This window comes from Noviherbaspirillum agri, assembly GCF_054780595.1.
In genome coordinates this window covers 70310-92327 of sequence record NZ_BAAGWA010000013.1, presented here as the reverse complement: position 1 = coordinate 92327, position 22018 = coordinate 70310, and the positions used below count along the sequence as shown (strand labels likewise).

Genomic DNA, 22018 nt, shown 5'->3' with positions numbered 1-22018 from the left:
GTTTGCCCCCTTCAGAAAGCAACGCCAAGTGAGACATGCGGACGGATCGATCCCTCGTCGATGCCATAGGCCAGGTCCAGGTTGACCCGGCCGACCGGGCTGCGCCAGCGCACGCCGGCGCCGACTGCGTGAAACAGCTGGCGGTCGGACCAGCGATCGGATGCCATGCCGACATCGTAAAACACCGCACCGCCCCAGCGTTCCGACAGCCAGTGCTGGTATTCCACGCTGCCGGTGGCCAGGACACGGGTTGGATAGACGGTGCCGTTGCTCTCGTTGCCGATGCTCTGGAACGCATAGCCGCGGACCGAGTCGGTGCCACCGGCACGAAACAGCAGCGATGCCGGGACACCTTCAGCGCCGCCCTTGGTGACCACGGCGCCAAGCTCGGCGCGCAGGATGAAGAGATCACGCCTGCCGATCGGGATGAATTCACGCACGCGGCCATAGGCGCGGACGAAGGTCTGGTCCGTCAGCAGGCCTTTGACGGCAACGCCTGCCTGGAGCGTGACGATGCGTCCGTCGCGCGGAAAGGAGTCGTTATCGACCTTGCGGCGCGTGCTCGAAATGCCGAAGACGAGCGCCCGGTTCATGCCGGGGCGGACGATGGTGCCGGACGGAGGTGCTGCATCGTTCAGCAGATCAAGCTCATCCCGATAGTATTCGACGGAGTACGCGATATCGCGGTGCTCGGTCCGGCGTGTCCGCGCAACGCCGGCACGCAAGCTGCGCAGGTCGACGCCTTCGAGCGTGGTGCGCTCGAACGAGCCATGGACATCGTTGACAAAGCCGCGCCTGCCTGGCGGCATCGCGAGCCCCAGCGACGCCAGCTTGCGATGCTGGCCTAACAATGCCTGCGTATCCAGCACCCAGGCCCGTCCGAAGATGTCGTTGTGCGAATAGCGCCCGTCAAGTTCCACGCCGGTATCGGTCGTGTAGCCGAAGCCGGCGCGCACGCGCTGCTCCGGAAACTCCGTCACCCGCACGTTGACCGGTGCCAGCGTTGCCTTGGCCGGATCGCGCTCGATGTCGATCACGGCATTGCTGAAGTACGGCGTGCGCAGCAACTGCCGCTGGAACTCCAGCAGGCGTTCCGCGCTGTATTCCTCGCCGGTGCGCAGCGGATTGAGGTTGCGGACGATGCGTTCCGGATAGCGTTGCGTGCCGCTGATGTTCGGTTCCCCGAGCGTAAACACCGGTCCGCTTTCATATACCACGGAGAGTGCGGCGGAATGGCGGTCCGCATCGATCCGAGCCTCCGAGCGCGCGATATCGGCTGCCGCGAAACGGCGTCGCTGCAGGATCTGCAATCCATTCTGCTTGGCGCTGCTCCAGTCTTCCTGGCGAAAGACGTCGCCGTCTCTCAGTCGCCATGTACGGAAGATCTCCTTTACCTGCTCGGGCGCGTGTTCCGGTGCGGCGCCGGTCACGTCGACAGAAACATCGCTTACCTTCGTACGTGGACCGGGCTCCACTTTCACGCGCACCACGGTCTTGCCATCCTCCTGCTGCACATCCACTGCGGTTTCGACAGAAAAGAAACCCTCGGTTGCCGCCAGTCGCGCAACCTGGTCCGGTGCGCGCGCAAGCATGAGGTTCAGCTGGTCCTCGTTCAGATCACTGCGGTCCTTATGGCGGGAAAGGTCGAGGAAGTCCTGGAGAAGCCCCTTGAGCGGCGGCGGTGCCTCGATTTCCAGTTGGTATGCGAATGCGGAAAAAGGTGCCAGGCCGAGAAGCACGTAAGCGAGCAACAGGTAAAGCAGCCTGCCTGCGCAATATGTTGCGATCCGGCGTCCCTGCGGTAAGCGCGGCATGTGCTTCATGTTGCCCTCGCCATCATGTGGCAGGTATCTTCGACTTGACTGATTCCGGCAGTGACGGCAATAACGGTAGTGACGGCAATGCGCAATAGCGGCGTACGAAGTGCCATGTCAGTCGGAGTCGGCGTCATTCTGCCGTCCCGTCGGCATGCAGCTGCACCGGCTGCGCGTCCCACTTGAAGAAACGCACCGTGCGCGATTCGGCAAGCGTTCGCCCGTCTGCATCAACGATCCTGGCGCGCAGGCGATGGTTGCCCTGTGCGACATCCCGGAGGATGAGGCTGTCGTCGTGCTCCGGACTGACCGGCCGGCCATCAAGCCACAATTCGACGCGGTCGCCGGGACGCGCTGTGCGGCGCGCCATGGAGATCACATGGACATCGATCTCGCCGTCGTCGTCGAAAACCGTCATCCTGTCGCCGGGATAGACAATCGCAAGCCGGCCGTAGCCATATGAACCGGCGAGCGCATGGCGGACCAGGCTGTCTGCCGCCAAGGGCAGGGCAAACAATGCAAGCGCAGCGAGAAACGCTCCCGGCAGCACACGGCGCCGCAATGCGATCCGCTGCGGATGCGGCCAGGCTGGTATGGCGATAGCGCCCGGGGCTCCTCGTACTGACAAGGGAAAAGTGTCCTGTACGAGGGACCGTTTCAGTGCCCGCTTCAGTGCCCGTCTCAGGTCCGGCAAGGCGCTTCCTTCCGCTACTGGCGCGGCTTGATCTGCAGATTATTGAAGACTTTACCGACGCCCGGCACCTTCATCGCCGCATCTTCAGCTGCGCGCTTTTGCTGTTCGTTGTCGACGAAGCCAGCAAGAGACACCGCACCGCGAAAGGTATCGACGTTGATGACGGCGGCTTCGCCGAGGCCCTGCGTCTTGGCAATTTCGGTTTTAACCCTCGCCGTCACCGCGGCATCGTCCAGGGTCTGTCCCGTGGAACGCGAGCTTGATGTCGGTGCACACGCAGCGAGGAACAGCGAGGCGATCAGGGCGATGATGCTGGCTGAAATTTTCATGACATTTCCTTTCTAGTGTGTCGGCCTCGGGCATGCCGGGTCGTGGAAGCGAGAAAGAGATCTGCATGCCGTACGGTAAATGACAGCAAGATGCGGCAAATCCCGCTCACGTGCTTGCATGTTTCATACCAAGTTTCATTCCAATATGGCGTGGCGACCGGGGGCATTGCGGCAAAGGCGCCGCAACATCACCCATGGGCGTCCCTGTCATCGTCACTACGGCACGCAGTCGATCCTCAGGGAATCGATCGACTGTGCCAGGCCGGGTTTGTCGCGCAGCTTCGTTTCTCGCGTTCCCGGTCCGATGTTGACGGCGGGACCCCGAAACGACGCGTGCTCATGGACGACAACCCGTGCTTTCGGCCCGACAATCATGCTCTCCGCTTTTTGTTTCCAGTAAACCCCATTGGCGCCGCCGGTCGGAGAATGCAGTGACGGGACAGCCAGCGGCCCGGCGATCGTCAAGTCGTCCGTTCCCTTGTAGTCGGGCTCGGGGAAGAGGCGTACCCAGCATCCGCGTGCAAGCGTCGGGTCCGTCCGCACTTCGGTCGGAGCCAGGATGATCGTCGGCGGTATCACCGGGGAAAGCGGTTGCGCGCCGGGCTTGCCAATGCCGGCGTCCCTCTTTTCCTGTGCGCCTGCCGACGGCATTGCCGCAAGTGCTGCAACCAGCATCAGCCCGGCCTGGAATCGCAATTTCAGCATTGGATGCTCCTCCTGTGATGTCAGCGTGATGCCCTGCATGATGCATGCCACGCCATTACGCGATAGCCGGCAATAGCCGGCAATAGCAGGCTATCACCGGTATTTCCGCGCGTCCTCATTGCGATGGCTCATGATGCGACGCATCCTCGTCAACCTGGGGCAATTGCGCAAGCAAGGCGCTGCCGCGCTGTTCAAGCATTGCCACCTGATCAGCGTTGTCGAGGTGGCGATTGCCGTCGCTTGCAAGGAATGCAATCTGCGCGACAAGGAACTTGCGCCTTGGTCCCGAGGCGCAGCGCGCCGCGGCTTCCAGCGCCGTCAGCAAGCGCAGGAAAACGTCGAGGTTGCCCTTGCCGCTATGGCTGATCTGGGAAACAACCTTGCCCACGATGTCGTTGAAGTCGTCGCCGCACTGCACGACGCGCAGGTGTCCGTCGCGCCAGCAGTGGCCGGGGACGACCTGCAACGGAGCCATGCGGACGAAGATGGAAGACAGGTAGTCGATGCAGAGGAGGGCCGTCGTTGTGTCATTGACTCCAGGCGACAATGCGCGCAGCGCGATGTCGACGAGTTGCTGTATGCCGACCACGGGATCCTGCTCTACCGTGCGGTAGTGACCGGTACTGAAAAATTCGTTCACCTTGCGTGCCATGCGCTCATCGGGCTCCCGGGTGACGGAGGCGAGAAGACCGCCAGCGATCAGGAAGTCTCCCATCTTTCGCTCCATCCTGACGATCATTTCATGCTCGGCTGCATACTGCGCGAGGCCATCCGCGTTCACGGATCGCAGGTACCCGGTATGTTCCGCATTGAGTGCGAACCAGCGCGCTTCCGGTGTCTCCGGTGTCTCCGTCATGCGGGCATCCCGGCCGTCGGTGCCTGCGTGCGCGGTATTTTTGTAGGTTGCGTCGATCATCTTCACCGTCTCTTCCGCAACCTGCGACACGATGGCGGACACCTGAATCGAGGTCGCCATATGGTGAATGAAGTAGACCAGGACTGCGACGCCGAGGAGGGCGAGGATCATGGCGAGGGTGACTGCAACCGACGGGACAAAGGCTTCGCCGGAACCGCGCACCGTACGCAATACGACCAGGCAGTAGCAGAAGATCCCGATGAAGACGCCCAGAACCATTTGCGTGGCGCGGCTTCCCATGAAATTGCGGATGACGCGCGGGGTGTACTGCGACGCTGCCATCGAAAGTACCAGCACAGTGATGGAAAACGTGAGACCCGCGACGGTGATCATGGCGCCGGCGACCATCTCCAGCATTGCACGTGCGCCATCCGCACTCGCGCCGAAGAGCCGTGGCCAAGGTGCCAGTACATCGTCGCTAATGCGCGTATCCAGTTCCACCGCCAGGACGGCGAGTCCGATTGCGCTTCCCACCATGAGCGTGGGAATGAACCACAACGAATAGCGGATGTCCTGCAGGAGTTGCACGAAACGAAGCATATTCTTGTCTACACCATGGCGTTGTTCGACAGGCCTTTCGTGCGCGGCTCGCGCGGCACCGGCACAGCGTTCAATGCAGATTTCATTCCGATGGCTTTTCTCAGGGAAGAAATGCCTTGAAGCACGGATGGACACCGTCCAGCCAGAGCGGTGCGATGCACTTTCTTTGACCGCGTTGGCTTCAAGAAGTCAGCGCGATGTTGCGGCCGCGCACGAGGCACTTGGTCTGGCGCTATTGAAAAGAGGCAAACTGGCTGAAACACTTTTTTACAAAAGCGTGTAAATAATATTGGTGCCCATGTATTTGCCCGGGGCAATGTCTCGCTCCTGCACGGCTGCCGGCACTTCGGTCCCCTTCGAGACAACTTTGCCGACCAGGCATCCCTCTTGCAGCCTTCCGACACTCGACCGCGTAGGGGCACTTTCAACTGGAACAGTCCGGCAAAGATGTCTTGTCCCGCGCAATCCGGAAAGTTGCTCATTCACGGAGGTAGCCATGAACATATTGCATAGCCTGGAAGGACTTCAGGGGTTCGCCATTGTCGCGAAAGATGGAGAGCTGGGCAGCGTCAAGGACGTCTACTTCGATGATCAGGAATGGACGGTGCGTTACCTCGTCGTCGATACTGGCGGGTGGTTAACGGGGCGCAAGGTGCTGGTCTCGCCGGCTTCGGTCACCGGTTCGGACTGGAGAAACCAGTCGCTGGCCGTCAATCTGACCAAGGAACAAGTGCAGAACAGTCCGTCAATCGATACGGCAAAGCCCGTAGTGCGTCAGAACGAGGTGGAGTTCTATGACTACTACGGTTATCCCTATTACTGGACCGGGCCCTATCTGTGGGGCTATACCGTGCTGCCGGGGCTGCTGGAGCGGACACCGCTCGAAGATGACGCACGCCAGGAAAGCCGTGTGCGCATGGAGCGCAAACGGTCGGCGAGCGATCCGCACCTTCGCAGCGCCAACGAGGTAATCGGCTATGACATCCAGGCAAAGGACGACACCATCGGCCATGTTGAAGACCTGCTGTTCAACGAGGAAAGCTGGCAGATCGAACTGATGGTCATCGATACCCGCAACTGGTGGCCCGGAAAGAAAGTGATGATCCCGCCGCAGCGGATCGAGCGCGTGAGCTGGGAAGCCCAGCTCGTCGAGGTCAGGTTGACGCGGGAAGAGGTTGAAGAAAGCCCAGAATTTGAGCCCGAAAGGATCACGCCACAGGACAGCAGGCACTCCGGCCTGTACCGGCAGTTCGGCAGTCCACCCTGGCGGCCGTGAGCGGGAATGCCGTTCAACGCATGGCGTCTATCGATATGTCGGAAGGAGGGGGCTGGCAGCACCGCCACCCTTCTGCGGCCGGCAGATTTGCCTGCTTATTCGGGAGAGCAATATGAACAAGTATTGGGCCGCGGCATATGGAGCCGCATTTGCCTCGGCGACTGCGCTGTCGATGATCGCGCCATTCCCGGTGCACGCGCAGCCGGCATCGCCCCCGGCCACACAGCCGCCACGCCAGGTGGCACCGGCGCAGACCATTGAGCTTCCCAGTTTCGTCAACCTCGTCAAGCAGCAAGGCAACGCTGTTGTCAACATCAGTTCCACACGGACCATCGTTGGAGCTGAGGGTGGGCCTCCCGGCGCCGAGGGCGATCCCTTTTATGAGTTTTTCCGCCGGTTCGGACCGCAACCCGATCAGGGAGAAAGGCAGGCGCAGGGGCTGGGGTCCGGTTTCATTATCAACCCCGACGGATTTATCCTGACCAACGCCCATGTTGTGGCCGATGCTGACGAAGTGTCTGTCAAGCTCACGGACAAGCGCGAATTCAAGGCCAAGGTGCTGGGTGCGGATACCTATACGGACATTGCCTTGCTGAAGATAGAAGCAAGCGGACTGCCGTACGTCAAGATGGGCAATGCGCGGGCGCTGGAACCGGGCGAATGGGTAGCAGCGATCGGCGCGCCGTTCGGATTCGAGAACAGCGTCACCGCCGGTATCGTCAGTGCGATAGGGCGGCTGCTGCCGAACGAAAGCTACGTGCCCTTCATCCAGACCGACGTCGCGGTGAACCCTGGAAACTCCGGCGGGCCGTTATTCAACATGCGCGGCGAGGTCGTGGGCATCAATTCCATGATCTACAGCCGCACGGGCGGATTCATGGGCTTGTCCTTCGCGATTCCGATCGATATTGCCTCTGACGTTGCCGACCAGCTGCGCACGGCGGGTAAGGTGACACGCAGTCGTATCGGAGTACAGGTGCAGGAGCTCACGCGCGAGCTGGCCGCATCCTTCGGACTGAAGGAGCCGCGCGGCGCGCTCGTCGCCCAGGCAGAAGAGGGCGGACCGGCCGCCAAGGCAGGTATACAGTCTGGCGACATCATCGTGGCGCTGAACGGACAGCCTGTACAACGTGCCGCCGACCTCGCCAGGCTTGTCGCGGGTACCAAACCCGGCACCACCGTCACAGCGGATGTATGGAGGAAAGGGCAGATCGTCCCGATCAAGATCACGACGATGGAGCTAGTGCCGCAGGCAGAACAGGGCAAGCAAGGCGATGCATCCGCGAAAGCCGCTGCCAAAGCCGGTCTTCTCGTCGGACCGATACCGGACGAGCAGCGCCGGCTCCTCAAACTCGACCATGGCGTGCTCGTTCACCGTGCCGAAGGGCCGGCCGCGCGTGCCGGCATACGACCTGGCGACATCGTGCTCCGGCTGAATGACACGCCCGTGAAGAGCGTGCAACAACTCGAATCGATGGTGACGCAGAATGCCGGCAGGAACGTCGCCTTGCTGATCCGGCGCGGTGCGGAGACCTTGTTCGTGCCGTTGAAGCTGCCCGAGGGGAGCGGCAAGAGCAAGTGAGCGTCTTGTCTGGCATAAGAATCAGGCACCGGGAAATGGCGGTGGTGCAGGAAACTCCTCCTCAGCGCCAAAGTAGGGGCATAGCGTGGTTCGACCAAGTCTGCAGTGCGACGGTAGCGCTCAGGCAGGCAGGTACATCGCTTGCTTGATGCCTGCATGCAGCGACGTGCTGTGTACTTGCAGGTTGCTACCCTGTGGCCCCAGGAGAAATAACATGTCGAAAAGAATCGGATTGCTGGCGATACCGTTTCTGATTTTTGTCCCGCCCGCTACAGCGCAGGACAAGTCGGCCGTGAACAATTGCCGTGTGATGGAGGGGACCCTGTGCGCGGACATGAACCTGAATGGTGTCGACTTCAGCGGAAAGGATCTGTCCAATTCGCAGTTTTCCGGTTCCAACATGGAAGGCGCGCGGCTGTCCAAGACCAACTTCACCGGTGCAAACCTGACGCGTACCGACCTGCGCCGGGCGGATCTGCGCGGGACACGGATGGTGAATGCCGACCTGAGGGCGGCAAACCTGACCAAGGCGACGCTCGCGGGCGCGGGCATGGAAAACGCCAACATGCAGAACGTGATCGGCGAAGGTGCCGACTTCCGGAAAGCAGTGATCAAGGGTGCAGATTTCTCTGGTGCGGAGATGCAGGCAGCCAGCCTGCACGATGTGCAGGCACAGCGCGCGACTTTTCGCTCCGCCGATTTGTCGGGAGCGTCCTTTCAGGGCGCGAACCTGGAAGGGGCGAACTTCACGAACGCGAATCTGCGCGACGCAGACTTGCGGAACACCAGACTGGACGAGGCGACATTTCTCGGGGCTGACATGGGCGGTTGCAAGGGCTGTCCGCCGGAACCGCCGCGCTCCGTGCGCTGACCCATAGAGCGCCCGGTCTCAACTGAGAGGAAGACGTGATGAAATTAGTGGCGGCAGCGATGCTCCTGTTCGCGACATCAGTATCGACATTGACATCGACAGCGTTGGCGTTTGACATGACACCGTCTGACAATTGCAAGGCGCAGACCGGCGCAATATGTACGGCAGCAAACCTGAAAGGCGTCAATTGGCAAGGCGCGCAGCTGAGTTTTGGCGAGTTCGAGCGGGCACGGCTGTCGGGTGCGCGGTTGCAGCGGGCAAATCTCGATGGCGCCGATCTTGGCTATGCCGACCTGACGCGGGCAAACCTGACTGCGGCCGGGCTTAACGCAGCCGACCTGCGCGGCGCCTCGCTGGACCGGGCGCGATTGAGCCGTGCCGACTTGCGCTTTGCCCGCATGCCCGACGTTACGATGAGCGATGCCATCCTGCGGGATACGACAATGTCTGCAGCCGACTTGCGCGGCGCCACGCTGCGCAGCGCCGACTTCGAAAACGCGCAGTTGCAGGAGACGGAGCTGGATGGCGCGGATATCTCCCATGCCAACTTCCACGGTGCGGACCTCAGCGGCGCGTCGCTGCGCGGTACCAACCTGCGGGGGGCGAACTTCAGGAACGCCGACCTGACCGGCGCCGACCTTCGCGGAGCGAATGTGGAAGGGGCGGTCTTCGGCGGAGCGGACATGACCGACTGCGATGGGTGTCCCATGCCGATCGCGTTACTGCAGGAAGAGTTGCATGCAGTACGGCCGGACGGGCCTTAGCAGGCTGGTGAACACTACTGCGCGGACCGATCCTGCGGCCACAATCTCGTCCCGCTCGCTACGCTTTCAACAGCCTGTTAGACCCAACAATCATCGCGACGTGCCGAATACCTGAGTCCAGTAGATCGAAGCATCGCTCTTCGGGTTGACCGCGTATGCCGCTCCCATTTCCTTGAATGCTGGATTCATGATGTTTGCGCAGTGACCGGGGCTCGACAGCCAACCGTCGACCACCTGCTGCGCGGAACCTTGTCCGGCGGCGATGTTCTCGCCGACGTTGCGCCATGCATATCCGGCCCGGCGAGCGCGTTCATCCACCTGCCTGCCGTCGTGGCCCTGATGGCTGAAATAGTTCTGGTTCGCCATGTCGCGGCTGTGACCGAGCGACGCCTGTGCGAGCTTGTCATTCCAGGTGAGGCGCGGAGCCGGTGCGAACTGCCGGTCCCCGCAAGTCCTCTTCGCTTCTCTCGCGATATTGACCAATTCCAGCACTTGCTTGCCCGCAGTGAACGGCTCGCCGATATCGGGCGACAACAGCGGCTGCGCAAGGACGATGCGCCATACATTCCCATCCCGGGACACACCGATCGCGGCGTAGCCTGGTTTCAGGATGGTCCGGCAATACCGGCTGGCGATCGCTGCCATGGCCGAGGACGCGCTTTGCGGTCCTGACAGCACGATGGCCTCCGCACGTGCTGCCTGATAGCCGGCATCCTTCAGTGCCTGTTGCAGGGAGCCGCCTTGGGACAGCCGCACTTGCGCCAGCGCCCTGTCCGGTGCCAGCGTGCTTGCTGGCGACGGTTTTGCGCCATTGCACTGCCCCGGGAACTGCCGATACTGGTTGATGAGCTCCACGAGACGATTGCTGTCCTGCGCCACTGCAGGACAGCATGCCAGGCTTGCTCCCAGGACGACGGCTGTCGCCACAATCGTTTTCCCCGGTGCTATCACAGGCGTGCTCATGCACATTCTGCCCCGGACCTGGCCTCGCAGACTGCCAGCTCCCCCGATTTCCATGCAACTGACGCGGCTGCCAGCACGAGCAGCGGAATGGTGAAACGTTGATTTCTTTTCATGCTGACTCCTTCATTACCTCTCTTTGCATGCATGTTTTCGGATGCGATGTACACCGCCGGGCAAGGAAATATCCCGGCGGAAGCCGAGGACGAGCCGGTCGATACAGCCTTGATGCCAGTCCGTCGATCGGTTGCGGCGTGTGCGTCACTTGCCCGTGCCGCCACTGTTCGACCCGCCGCCAGTACCCGAGGGGCCCGTGCCGCTCGTGCCAGGGCTGCTCGCATTCGGGATGTTGGTCAGGTCAACGGTATTGCCGCCGGGGCGGCCGGTGACTGTTGCACTTCCTCCTGTGCCGCTGCCGCTCGCACTCGACGTATTCGATGCACCCGATTCTCCTGAGCTGCCGGTGGATGAGCTCGCCGTGCTTCCTTTCATGTTTCTGGCGGAAAGCTGTAGTCCGGTCAGCATCGCTTCGTTCGTTTCCAGCAGCGCCTGGTTCACTTTCTTGACTGCGGCATCGCGTCCTTTCCCGGGGGGCTGGTTCGCCAGCGCGTCTGCGGCCACATGCAGACGATCGCTTGCCTGTTTCAGCTTATCCATGGATTTCTTGTAGTCGGATTCCTTGACATTGGCAGTGAGCAGGTCGGGTGGGAGTGCGGCCATGGCGGCTTGCACCTGCATCAAGGCTTCGTTGCTTTCACGCATGGCTTCGGTGCGCTGTTCGCCAGCTGGAGTCTGAGCCATACGCTGCACAGCCTCCCGCAGGGATTGGGCTGCCGCCCGCAGGTTCTGGATCGCCACGTCGTCGGTTGCCGTGTCGGCGCTAGACCCCCTCGTCGCCGTATTGCTTGTACCGCTCGTCGCCGACGTGCCAGCCGCACTTGATCCGGCGGTGCCGGACGCCTCGCTTGGGCTCGTCGCTTGCGCCATTACCGAGGGGCAGGTACTCGCGAAGACCGCGGCGAGGATGGCAGGGAGCAGGTGTCGTGTTGTAGTGAACTTCATGTCGACCTCCAAGAGTGATTGGCAGAAAACCCGCCGACTCATGTGTCTCGAGCGCGGGGTGGGGCCACCAAGACCGCAAAGCCCGTGCCACGCCAACGAGGTGGATCTCACCCTGCACGGGGAGAACAACTGTGGTAGCCCGGAACAGTGAAAAAATCTACACGCGCTTTGTAAATATGTTCGCCCAAATATATTGATCGATATCACTCTCCAGCCGCCGATAGCAGTCCTGCCCGGGACCGGTCGATGCCGCCCGTCTTGCACGCCACTCCTCTGCCGTCATGATCTTTGCTTGCTCGCTATTGACCACAGTACAGCGGGAGACCAAAGGACAGGCGCATGAACTTCAACTGGAGTGAAGCGACACAGTCGGTGCAGGTGATGGCGAACGGCTTCATCGAGCGGCTGCCGTATTTTGCGATTGCCATCCTCGTCTTCATCGTGTTTGTGCTGCTTGGACACGTTGTGCGGAGAGGCATCAGGGCGCTCTCCGAACGCGGCCACAAGCATCGCAATATCGGCCTCGTCCTCGGGCGACTGGGATATGGGGTCAGCGTCTTCATCGGCCTGCTGGTTGCCCTCGTCATTGCCGTTCCCGGATTCACGCCCGGCCAGCTCGTGAACCTGCTGGGTCTCTCCAGTGTGGCGATAGGATTTGCCTTCCGCGACATCCTGCAGAACTTCCTTGCGGGGATCCTGATCCTGCTGGCGCAACCGTTCCGCATCGGGGACCAGATCGTCCTCAAGTCATTTGAAGGAACGGTTGAGAACATCGAGACCCGGGCGACCTTCATCCGGACCTATGACGGCCGGAGAATCGTCATACCGAACTCCGAGCTCTTCACCAATCCTGTCACGGTCAATACCGCTTATGAAAAGCGGCGGTTGCAATACGACATCGGCATTGGCTACGGAGACGACATTGTGCGCGCAAAACAGGTGATGCTCGCTTCGCTGCAGGATATCCCCGATGTGCTTCGTGAACCGGCGCCCGATGCGATTGTGGTGGATCTCGCCGCCAGCACGGTAAACATCCGGTTGCGGTGGTGGGTGCATCCGCCACGGCAACTCGACGTCCTCAATGTCCAGGATACTGTCCTTGAAAGAGTCAAGACTGCTCTTATGGCCGCCGGTATCGACTTGCCTTTTCCGACGACACAGATTCTGTTTCACGACCAGACAGAAGAAACGGACGGAGACCGCGGCAGCCAAAGGGAAGGGTGGCCAAAAGGACAGGGTGCCGCACCCGGGCAAGCCGGGATCGGACGCATCATCTCCGGCATGGCAGTCCGGAGGAAAAGGGGCGGGGACAATGAAAGCTAGCAAAGCAGGGTGGGTATCGTTTGAGTCCCCCCGGCTTGCAGGCGTGCTTCTTGCACTTGTCACCGGAGTATGGCGCCCCGTCATATTTCCCCTCACTGAGCGTACTGCATGAATTATCTTCGCCGTATGGCCTTGTCGCTGCTTCTCAGCATTCTTGTCTTGCCGCAGGCTTTTGCGCAGCAGGCCGAGAGTCCCGATGAACTTGTCCGGCGGATAAGCGGGGAGGTGCTTGCCGCCGCGAAGACCGATCCGGAGATACAGGGCGGAAACCAGCGCCGCATCCTCGACCTGGTCACGGAAAAGATCCTGCCGCATGTCGACTTCGAGCGCATGACCGCACTGGCGGCCGGCAGGTACTGGAGACAGGCATCGCCCGAGCAGCAGCAGCGCCTGACGGAAGAATTCCGCGATCTCCTGGTGTACGTATATTCCGGCGCGCTGGCGCAGGTCGACGACGATAAAGTCATCGTGAAGCCGTCGCGCGGCAGGGACCGAGACGGCCTCGCCGAGGTATATACAGAGGTCGTGCAGCCGCGCGGACGTGAGCCGATCGAACTGAACTACCGGCTGGCGCGCGAGCCATCGGGCTGGAAAATCTACGACATGAGCATTCTGGGCGCCTGGCTGGTCCAGTCTTACCGGAGCAGCTTTTCAAGCCAGATACGAAACGGAGGCATTGAGGGGCTGATCCAGACGCTTGCCGAACGCAATGACCGGCTGGCGTCGAAGATGGCCTCGCGGGACGGCGCGCAGGCAAGTGGAAATTGACGACAATCATTGATCATGACGGCAGCTGCCCACGCAACCCGGGTCGCGTTTCTGGTACTCCTCTTGTGCGGTCAGGCATTCGCCTGGTCTGCCTCTGCGCGTGCGCCTGCCCAGCCGGCTGGTGCAGCACAGCGCGCAATCATGACCATAAAGAGCATAGGCGTTGGCCTGCAGGACGTTACTCCCGCAGTTGCCTCCTCGTTTGGACTCAGGAATGCAAGGGGTGCGATTGTGACGAAGCTGGAGCCTGGCGCAGCTTACGAAGCGGGCGTGCAGGTCGGAGATATTTTCCTGACAGTAGATGGGCACCCCGTGCCTGACGCCACTGGCATGGTCGGCCTCCTCGCGGCAGCCGACGATGGCAGCATCATCGAAACGGAGATATGGCGATCCCCCTATTCGATGCCGTTGAAGATCGTTCTCCCTGATGCCGGCGCCAGGCGAGATGCCGCCAAAGAGGAACGGGCAATGGCGCGGTCGAGTCCTATCGCGGGGCTCGTCGTGAGCGAGCTGAGTAGCAACGATCGGTGCCGACTCGGCGTCGACAGCGGCTTGCTGGTTGTGTCCGCCGATGGGGCGGCAGCTCAGGCTGATATCCGCCGGGGAGATGTCGTTCTCAGGTTGAACGCCGCAGCCCTGGTCCGCATCACCGATCTCTATGCTGCGGCAAAGGAGCTGGCAGGAAGGGAGGTTGCCTTGCTCATCCTGCGGGACGGGCAGCCCAGCTATCACGTAATTACTTTACCGGCGACTAAAAGATAACCCTCCGTCTTTAGGAGAAGCACGCGACATGACGATCATGTCGCCGAGCCATGCAAAGAGGGGAAAAGCTCCAGACTGCTCCAGTTGGAAGGCAGGAACATGCGCCCTTTACCGTGCGCTAAACAGCGAAAGCCTTGACACCCATGGCTATGGATACCAAAAAACGCGGAGGTCGCCTTGGTGTTCCAGCCATCCAAGTCGCCTCCGCCTTAACTGCCCCGCGAAGGACAGCAATCAGGATGCACGAGCAATGATGCAAGCTTCGTTCCTGCCGAAGGCAGTCCTCATCGGGCGGATGAAAACCTGCGTAGCATCCACAGCGCCGCTCGCTGGAGCACAACAAGGGCGCCGGTCACCGTAACCGCCATGCTGAACAACACGAGGTTGGATTCGTCTTCCGCACGCAGTCCGAAGCTGAGCGCCGTCGACACCGCCGGCGGGTGCATCGCATCGAGCATGATCATTGCGACGATTGCCAATACCATGGCGGTGCCGCCGGAAAGATAGCCCGAGCCCAGCGTCATGTACGTCAACAACCCGATGACTGCGGCGCCTATCTGCGCCAGAAACAGCGTGCGTACGTTGTTGACCGCATGCTCCGGGTCGAGGTAGATCAGGAAGGCACTCGACGCCAGTGAGGCAAACAGCAGCCGTTGGTTGCTCAGGACTTCGACAAACGCCAGCACAAGTAAAACGGTCGCCGTCGGCAGCAGGGCGAGAAGTACCTCTTTTCTGAGCCCGAGGCGGCGCCTGCGGGGAAGTTCGTTCATGAGCTTTTCCTTCTCGTACCGGGTGCTTTGATGCAAGCGGTTTTCTGGTCGCCGGTAGCGCACAGGCTATTCGCGCTGTGACCTGCCTGTCCAACGTGGCATGGCGGGATATCGTGCGGCGACCGCATGATTCGATAGAGGGCCGGGTGCATTGGCGGTGCCCCGGCCCCGTCAACTGCTACGCCATGCGCTTGGCGAGCGGTGGCTCATTGGCTCACTGGCCGCTGGACAGCTCCTGGGTGAGCGCGGCGGCTTCCTTGCTCGTGACCCGTCCGGCGACGATATCTTTCGCGGCGATCTTCGACTTGTAGAACGCTGCATTCTCATCGTCGTCGTAATTGACATCGGTGATGCCGACCGTGGCATTGGCAAATGCGCCCGCCGTGTCAGACCAGACGACGACATCGCCTTTGCCGGTTGCAGCACGCGCCTTGGCCGTGTAGTTCACGATGGTCAACCCGGCGTCCGCGGTTAACGAAAATTTGTTCTCCTGAGTGAAGCTCCGCACCGCCTTGTCGTTCATCAGCATCATGGCGATTGCGCCGACCTCGGCTCCTGCCTGCGCCCCGAGACTGACGCCGCCGATGTTGTAGAACACGGGATTACTCCATTTTCCACCGTTATTGGCGAGGAAAACCCCTTCACCGCCGCGAGCACCAATGCCCAGCCCGCCGCGGCCGTACTGCGGAACGATGAACACGCCTTTTGCCTGTTGCAGCAACTTCTGCACCTGCGGGTCGGACTCCATCTGCTTCACGACTTGCGTCGCGTTCCTGATCTGCTCGACCGTATCACCCGAGGCCTTTGCGCTACCGGATGCGCTGCTAGATCCGCTGCTTGATCCACTGTCTGCGGCACTGCCTGATGTGCTGCCGGCATCTCCTGACCGGGAGTTACTTGCACCGCTGGTTTCCGCGCTGGAACTGCTCGCCCCGCCGCCGACGTTTGAATCCGCGCCCGACTGCGTCCAGCCCACGGAGCCCCAGGCACCGATCAACAATGCGCATAGGGCGGCATTCGTACGTTTCTTGCACTTGTTTATGTTCATGGCCATTCTCCTTTGAACTTGAATTTCAAGATGGAACCGTCTGGATCGAAGCGTCCTGCCTCCAGCCAGACATGCGAGGAGGTGGTCATGCAAGATCCCGTCCAGCTCGGGCGGAAAATTGTTCGGCGCGCAGGCTAAGGAGTATCGGCCGATGCAGTGTGACAACCACACAGATGCTTCCGGCCGGTTGAAATTTCGACTGCTGTTTCGCTCATGCGCATGGTGGCACCAGGAAGACCGGCAGTGTCTCCCATGCAATCGCAAGAACCGAGAGCAGGGCAAGCATGCATGACACGACAGGCACGAAGCGCGGATCGCCTGCCGAGGGAAGGTTCGTTCTCATCCTGAGCTGGATTGCACCGATTGCCGCGAGACAAAGCAGTGTGGCGGCGCTGATCATCCATGCAGAAATGCTCAGGCCCATCCATTCTGCGCGGAGCGTTGGCCGCGCACAGAAGATGCCGTTGAAAATGTAGATGAACAGAAAATGTCCAGCCCAGATCAGTGGTCCGGAAAGCATCAAAAGGAATACGCGCGTAAAGCTGGCGGACATGGCGTCATCCGATCAGGCGTGGGAATGAATGGACCAGGGCAATGCCGACGACGCCCTGCGCGACCGCGTAATGCCAGTACAGCATGGTGTTGTCGAAGGTGACACGTCGTTCCGCATTCAGCTTGCCTGCCAGCGAGCGGGCCACGGTGTACAAGCCCATGAACGTGAGCACCACGACGAACACTCCCTGCAATCCGACAATCGTGTAGACCGCTGCCGCGTAGCCGCTGTCCTGCGGCCGCAGTCCGGTCTGCCACTGGCCATAGCCTTCAAGTGCCGAGGCGGCGGCCAGCATGGCGACGGCCGCCACGATGCCCAGGCGGAGCGCCCATCCGCCGCCAGTGCGTGAAAGGAGGCGGGCAAGATAGGCGATCACCCCGCTGCTTGCGAGCAGCAAAGCAACGGATGCGATCGGCCAGCCGGCGGCCGGCAGGCGCTCCGGGCCCGGCCAGACCTCGGGTGACACGGTCCACAGGAACAGGTAGGAAAACAGCAATGAGCCGAAAATGCTGCCTGACACCATGATCAGGATGACCATCGCCCACCAGGAGTGCGAGGACGAACCGGTCTGGTACACCGGCAGCGAGATGCCGCCACCGATGTCGACGGGTGGATGGTTATGGCCGGGATCGGTGTCCCACAGCCAGCGCAGGACCATCACGATGGCGAGGATGCCGCAGGCGAAAGCAGGGATGACAAGCTTGACCGTCAGCAGCAGGAAGAAGCCGGCGGTGCCGAATGCGGCCAGCACCGGCGGCCAGCTGGGTCCCGGCATCTGCAGCAGATACTGCGGGCGCGCGTCGATCGCGCTGGTGACGATGGTTTCCCGGCCACCGGTGGGCGCGTTGGGCAGGTAGTAACGGCCGGCGTGCACGTCTTCCGCCAGCCCCGGCTGGTCCCACAGCGGCTCGCGGCTGGTAATGATCGGAATGCTGCGCACGCCGAAGGTGTCGTTGGGGAGCCACTCCAGCGTGCCCGACTTCCAGATATTGCCCGCGTTCTGCCCGCCGGTCGGACGGAAGTTCAAGGCCAAGTCGATCAGAAACACAAGCACGCCGGCGGCGATCATGTACGCGCCCACCGTCGACACCATATTGAGGTCGCCCCAGCCCGAGGCTTCCGAATAGGTGTAGACCCGCCGCGGCATGCCGGCCAGCCCGGTGATATGCATCGGGAAGAAGGCGACGTTGAAGCCGATGAACATCAGGCCGAACGACCACTTTCCCAGCCGCTCGGACAAGGGCCAGCGGCTCATGAACGGGGCCCAGTAATAAAAGGCCGCAAACAACGGAAACACCATGCCGCCGAACAGCACGTAGTGCAGGTGGGCGACGATGAAGTAGGTATCGTGCGCCTGCCAGTCGAAGGGCACCACCGCGACCATCACGCCTGTGAGTCCGCCAAGCACGAAAATGAAGAAGAAACCCAGGATGAACAGCGTCGGCACCTTGAGCGGACGCAACCGCGTTGCCGCGGCGATGGTCGCAATCCATGCGAACACCTGGATGCCGCTCGGGATGGAAACGGCCATGCTGGCCGCCGAGAAGAAGCTCAATGACAACTGCGGGATGCCGGTGGCAAACATGTGGTGCACCCACAGTCCGAAGCTGAGGAATCCGGTAGCGAGCACAGCCAGCACGACAAGACGGTAGCCGACAAGGCGGCGGCCGGCCATCGCCGGGATGATCATCGACACCATGCCGGCGGCCGGCAGGAAGATGATGTAGACCTCGGGATGGCCGAAGAACCAGAACAGGTGCTGCCACAGCAGCGGATCGCCGCCCTTGTCGGCGATGAAGAAGGGCAGGCCGAACGCGCGCTCCAGCTCCAGCAGCGCCGTGCCGAGGATGACGGCGGGGAAGGCAAAGATGATCATGCCCGCGAACACCAGCATGATCCACGCGTAGACCGGCAGCTTGTCAAGCGTCATGCCGGGTGCGCGCGTGCGCAGGATGCCGACCGCAATCTCGATGGCACCCGCAATGGCCGAAATCTCGATGAAGCCGATCCCGAGCAGCCAGAAATCCGCATTGAAACCGGGCGAGTATTTGGAACTGGTGAGCGGCGGATACATGAACCAGCCGCCGTCCGGCGCGAGGCCGAAGAACAGGCTGCAGAAAAACACCAGGCCGCCGACCGCATAGGCCCAGTAGGCGTACGCGCTTAGCCGGGGAAAGGGCAGGTCGCGCGCGGCCAGCATATTGGGCAGCAGCAGCACGCCCATCGCCTCGACCGCAGGCACGGCGAACAGGAACATCATGACGGTGCCGTGCATCGTGAACATCTGGTTGTACACGGCGTGGCCGATGAGTTCGTTGTCGGGGACCGCTAGCTGCGTGCGCATCAGCAGTGCAAGCACGCCTGCGAGCAGGAAGAACAGCACGGCGGTGCCGATATACAGAAGTCCGATATAGGAATTGTTGACCACGGTCAGGAATCGCAAGCCTGGTGGCGGCTGCCAGATGCGCTTCAACTGATCGAGTTCACCCGCCGGGCGTGGCAAGGGGTTGGGCAAGCTTTTGTCGTTTTCTGCCATCAGGTTCCCTACCGTAGCTGATACAACATGAAGAGTCCGCCCGCGTAGGCGACAAGGATCGCGACCGAGTCGATGCCGAAACGGGCGATCGTGCGGTTGCGCCGCTCAATCAGGCCGACCAGGTAGATCGTCGTCATGAGGATGCAAAGCAGTGCGGCGAACAGCGAAAAGTTTCCCACTTCATTCAGTACCGGTCCGCCGCCATACACGGCGTCCACCAGGAAAATCAGCATCACGTTGAACAGGTTGGTGCCGAGAATATCGGAGATGGCCAGTTCATACTGGCGCAGGCGCATGGCGGTCGTGACGGTGCTGAGCTCGGGCAGGGAGGTTGCCAGCGAAAGCAATGCCACACCGACAAAGCTTTGGCCGAGCCCTGACTGGACAGCGATCGCGTCGCCCGTCCTGCTGAGGAAAAATCCGGCGGCAAGGATCGCCAGCGCGCAAAGGGCCGTCTTCAGGGCCAGGCTGCTCGCGGCCTGGCCCGCATCACCGGTACCCGCGTCGCTGGGCTCGGGACGCGTGACGCCGACGTCTTTCGGCTCCCATGCTCGATGCCCTTCGGATGTCGAAACATTCCAGATCGCAAAAACATAGGCAAACAGAATGCCCCACGCCCATACGCCGATTCCGCCCACCAGCACATCGCCCGTCACGATCGCAGCGGCAACGAGAACCAGCACGATCGTTCCCAGTGCCGCTTGCAGCAGAACCGAAGGTGAGGCTGAGATGACGGTCAGCGCATCCCTTCCAATGAATCCGTCCACGCCTGCCAGGATCGCCTTCTGCATCGCGACGCCGCCGAGCAGGTTGTTGACAGCCAGTGCAGGGGCTGCAGCGAGGGCGGAAACGACGGCTACCGCAATTTCCGGCAGCGAAGTGATTCCGCCCAGGAGCACGAGGCCGACCGCGACATGGCCGACGCCCGTCTTTTTCGCGATGGCGTCGGCGTAGCGCGTCACGCGCACGCCCGCCACCCAGACGATACCGGACGCCAGCGCGAAGACTGCGAAATTGATCCAGATGGCATGGTTTTCGAAATTGAGCAGGTCCATTGCGCCATCCCGCTCACTTCAGGCTTTCCATGTAGTGCGCAAGGGAGCGCAAGCCTTCGCCCGACAGCTCGTTAAATGGCGGCATCAGGTTGCCGGGTTTGATGTGCTGGTTGCCAGCGATCCAGCCCGCAAGTGCGCCGACATTCCCGGGCAGCACGCCCGCGCCGATGTTGTGCCGGCTGCCCACGTGCGTGAGGTCCGGGCCGAGCGTACCCGCGGCTTCGGTGCCGCGGATCGTGTGGCAGCGGGCGCATGCATGCATGAAGTATTGTTTCGCGGCCTGGAGCGATGCATCGCGCGGTTCCACGGCCGGTGCATGCTGTGCTGCCATCCAGGTCTCGAACGCCTGCGGCGTTAGCGCGAGCACATGAAAAGACATCTTGGCATGTTGCGTGCCGCAGTATTCCGCGCACTGGCCGCGAAAGACGCCCGGCGCATCGGCACGCACCCGCAGCCGGTTCACATGTCCGGGAATGGTGTCGATCTTGCCGGCAAGATTGGGCACCCAAAAGCTATGGATCACGTTGTTCGACTTGAGCAGGAAGTCGACAGGCTGACCGGCGGGGATGCGGATCTCGTTGGCGGTCTCAAAGAGCACCTTGCCGTCCGGATCGAGATAGCGAACCCGCCACCACCAGAGCTCTCCCATCACTTCGATACGGGCGGCAGCCGGCTCCTCGTTGCGCGCCAGCGCAGATGCGCCGATGAAGGTATAGACGAGCAGGGCCGTCAGCACGACGACGGGAAACACGATACCGGCACCGACGATGACAGTCCGGTTCGCCAGCCGGGCACGCAGGTGCGCGGGGCCGAGCAAGGCAATCGCAAGAACAATCATGACCACCACAAAGATCGCCGTGCCGCCGGTGAACAGCACCCAGGTCATCTCTCCTATCCGTGCGGCATGCTCGCCTTTTGGCGTCAGGGCAGACTGCAATCCCGCCTGGGCGAGGAGGGGCAGGAAGGCAAGACAGGCGGCGACGGTGATATATGCCATGCGATGTGTAGTTTTTTCACGATGGGCGGCAGGTCGGCATTTGCTGCGCGGAGGCGCAGGCAGACGCTGACGCTGTACGCCCGGACGGGGAGTGCGCCATCGCAAGCAGGTTGCGTACCAATTCATCGTGAAGCTGGGAATGCATGGCGGCGATCTGGCAGAGAAATTGCAGCGGGTGGAGCGGACTCATCCTTTCGCGCTGCACCATTCCGCTCAGCCATGCGAGATAAAACCGTTCTTCAATCCTGCTTGTTGGTCCTCGCCGTCACGGCGGTGAGGAGATAGACCGCGCATGCGACATCTACTCTGCATGATCGTGAACACCTGCAGCCTGGTGATCGTTCTCGCCGCATGCGGCGAGAACCGGGAAACAACCGCATACCTGGCCGCTGCCCGCGCCCAGCTTGCAGACGCGGATCCGGCACGCGGCAGCGCCGCGATCGCGCGACATGGCTGCGTTAGCTGCCATACCATCCCGGGCATCGGCGGACCGGGAAGCAATGTGGGCCCGCCGTTGGACAGGATCGCGACGCGCGCTTATATCGGCGGTGTCTTGCCGAACACGCCCGAGGCGATGGTGCAGTGGTTGCGCAACCCGCCGGCTGTCGATCCGCGCACCGCGATGCCGAACATGAACATCGCCGAACCGGAGGCGCGGGACATCGCTGCCTACCTGTATACGCTTGAGTAGAA

General features: G+C 61.6%; 22 protein-coding genes. 9 read left to right on the top strand and 13 right to left on the bottom strand.

What is annotated here, in order from left to right; genetic code table 11:
* Positions 1-11: 11 nt before the first annotated feature.
* The 5 genes from ACYVIA_RS18365 to ACYVIA_RS18345 all read right to left on the bottom strand — a co-directional run bounded on the left by ACYVIA_RS18365 (position 12) and on the right by ACYVIA_RS18345 (position 4998).
* Complete coding sequence (locus ACYVIA_RS18365; protein ID WP_460843372.1) at positions 12-1814, bottom strand: autotransporter assembly complex protein TamA; 1803 nt, start codon at positions 1812-1814, stop codon at positions 12-14.
* 133 nt (positions 1815-1947) lie between these two features.
* Positions 1948-2442: a hypothetical protein gene (locus ACYVIA_RS18360; RefSeq protein ID WP_460843370.1), complete on the bottom strand. Its 495-nt coding sequence runs from the start codon at positions 2440-2442 to the stop codon at positions 1948-1950.
* Positions 2443-2522: 80 nt separating this feature from the next.
* Positions 2523-2837, bottom strand: coding sequence for a BON domain-containing protein (locus ACYVIA_RS18355; protein ID WP_460843369.1), 315 nt, complete (start codon positions 2835-2837; stop codon positions 2523-2525).
* A 216-nt stretch (positions 2838-3053) separates the two neighbouring features.
* A complete protein-coding gene (locus ACYVIA_RS18350; RefSeq protein ID WP_460843367.1) occupies positions 3054-3542 on the bottom strand; it encodes a hypothetical protein in 489 nt (162 codons plus the stop codon).
* A 115-nt stretch (positions 3543-3657) separates the two neighbouring features.
* Positions 3658-4998, bottom strand: coding sequence for a DUF2254 domain-containing protein (locus tag ACYVIA_RS18345; protein WP_460843365.1), 1341 nt, complete (start codon positions 4996-4998; stop codon positions 3658-3660).
* 127 nt (positions 4999-5125) lie between these two features.
* Here ACYVIA_RS18345 and ACYVIA_RS18340 point away from each other — a divergent pair, with 127 nt between their 5' ends.
* The 5 genes from ACYVIA_RS18340 (at position 5126) to ACYVIA_RS18320 (ending at position 9491) form a co-directional block, all read left to right on the top strand.
* On the top strand, positions 5126-5281 hold the full coding sequence (locus ACYVIA_RS18340; RefSeq protein WP_460843363.1) for a hypothetical protein: 156 nt from the start codon (positions 5126-5128) through the stop codon (positions 5279-5281).
* A gap of 213 nt (positions 5282-5494) precedes the next feature.
* Complete coding sequence (locus ACYVIA_RS18335; RefSeq protein ID WP_460843362.1) at positions 5495-6274, top strand: PRC-barrel domain-containing protein; 780 nt, start codon at positions 5495-5497, stop codon at positions 6272-6274.
* Positions 6275-6386: 112 nt separating this feature from the next.
* Positions 6387-7856, top strand: a complete 1470-nt coding sequence (locus ACYVIA_RS18330) for a DegQ family serine endoprotease (protein ID WP_460843360.1) — start codon at positions 6387-6389, stop codon at positions 7854-7856.
* 214 nt (positions 7857-8070) lie between these two features.
* Positions 8071-8727: a pentapeptide repeat-containing protein gene (locus tag ACYVIA_RS18325; RefSeq protein WP_460843359.1), complete on the top strand. Its 657-nt coding sequence runs from the start codon at positions 8071-8073 to the stop codon at positions 8725-8727.
* A gap of 38 nt (positions 8728-8765) precedes the next feature.
* Positions 8766-9491: a pentapeptide repeat-containing protein gene (locus tag ACYVIA_RS18320; RefSeq protein WP_460843357.1), complete on the top strand. Its 726-nt coding sequence runs from the start codon at positions 8766-8768 to the stop codon at positions 9489-9491.
* 90 nt (positions 9492-9581) lie between these two features.
* Here ACYVIA_RS18320 and ACYVIA_RS18315 read toward each other — a convergent pair whose 3' ends face one another.
* On the bottom strand, positions 9582-10454 hold the full coding sequence (locus ACYVIA_RS18315) for a CAP domain-containing protein (RefSeq protein WP_460843356.1): 873 nt from the start codon (positions 10452-10454) through the stop codon (positions 9582-9584).
* Between the two features lie 258 nt (positions 10455-10712).
* The gene (locus ACYVIA_RS18310; protein ID WP_460843355.1) at positions 10713-11513 is read right to left on the bottom strand and encodes a hypothetical protein; all 801 of its coding nucleotides are present in this window, start codon (positions 11511-11513) and stop codon (positions 10713-10715) included.
* Positions 11514-11852: 339 nt separating this feature from the next.
* Between ACYVIA_RS18310 and ACYVIA_RS18305 the strand changes: the two genes are divergently transcribed.
* The 3 genes from ACYVIA_RS18305 to ACYVIA_RS18295 all read left to right on the top strand — a co-directional run bounded on the left by ACYVIA_RS18305 (position 11853) and on the right by ACYVIA_RS18295 (position 14366).
* Positions 11853-12836, top strand: a complete 984-nt coding sequence (locus ACYVIA_RS18305) for a mechanosensitive ion channel family protein (protein WP_460843353.1) — start codon at positions 11853-11855, stop codon at positions 12834-12836.
* Positions 12837-12944: 108 nt separating this feature from the next.
* On the top strand, positions 12945-13604 hold the full coding sequence (locus tag ACYVIA_RS18300) for an MlaC/ttg2D family ABC transporter substrate-binding protein (RefSeq protein ID WP_460843351.1): 660 nt from the start codon (positions 12945-12947) through the stop codon (positions 13602-13604).
* Between the two features lie 141 nt (positions 13605-13745).
* Complete coding sequence (locus ACYVIA_RS18295; protein WP_460843349.1) at positions 13746-14366, top strand: PDZ domain-containing protein; 621 nt, start codon at positions 13746-13748, stop codon at positions 14364-14366.
* Positions 14367-14650: 284 nt separating this feature from the next.
* Here the strand turns inward: ACYVIA_RS18295 and ACYVIA_RS18290 are convergent, their stop codons facing one another.
* The 6 genes from ACYVIA_RS18290 to coxB all read right to left on the bottom strand — a co-directional run bounded on the left by ACYVIA_RS18290 (position 14651) and on the right by coxB (position 21325).
* Positions 14651-15136, bottom strand: a complete 486-nt coding sequence (locus tag ACYVIA_RS18290; protein WP_460843347.1) for an HPP family protein — start codon at positions 15134-15136, stop codon at positions 14651-14653.
* Between the two features lie 214 nt (positions 15137-15350).
* Positions 15351-16184 carry a lipid-binding SYLF domain-containing protein gene (locus ACYVIA_RS18285; RefSeq protein WP_460843345.1) on the bottom strand — a complete coding sequence of 278 codons (834 nt, stop codon included), beginning with the start codon at positions 16182-16184 and terminating at the stop codon, positions 15351-15353.
* Between the two features lie 211 nt (positions 16185-16395).
* Positions 16396-16737: a hypothetical protein gene (locus tag ACYVIA_RS18280; protein WP_460843343.1), complete on the bottom strand. Its 342-nt coding sequence runs from the start codon at positions 16735-16737 to the stop codon at positions 16396-16398.
* Between the two features lie 4 nt (positions 16738-16741).
* The gene (locus ACYVIA_RS18275) at positions 16742-19273 is read right to left on the bottom strand and encodes a cbb3-type cytochrome c oxidase subunit I (protein WP_460843341.1); all 2532 of its coding nucleotides are present in this window, start codon (positions 19271-19273) and stop codon (positions 16742-16744) included.
* Between the two features lie 8 nt (positions 19274-19281).
* A complete protein-coding gene (locus tag ACYVIA_RS18270; RefSeq protein WP_460843340.1) occupies positions 19282-20328 on the bottom strand; it encodes a sodium:calcium antiporter in 1047 nt (348 codons plus the stop codon).
* A 13-nt stretch (positions 20329-20341) separates the two neighbouring features.
* Positions 20342-21325 carry a cytochrome c oxidase subunit II gene (gene coxB, locus ACYVIA_RS18265; RefSeq protein ID WP_460843338.1) on the bottom strand — a complete coding sequence of 328 codons (984 nt, stop codon included), beginning with the start codon at positions 21323-21325 and terminating at the stop codon, positions 20342-20344.
* A 292-nt stretch (positions 21326-21617) separates the two neighbouring features.
* Between coxB and ACYVIA_RS18260 the strand changes: the two genes are divergently transcribed.
* Positions 21618-22016, top strand: coding sequence for a c-type cytochrome (locus ACYVIA_RS18260; protein ID WP_460843336.1), 399 nt, complete (start codon positions 21618-21620; stop codon positions 22014-22016).
* Positions 22017-22018 lie beyond the last annotated feature (2 nt).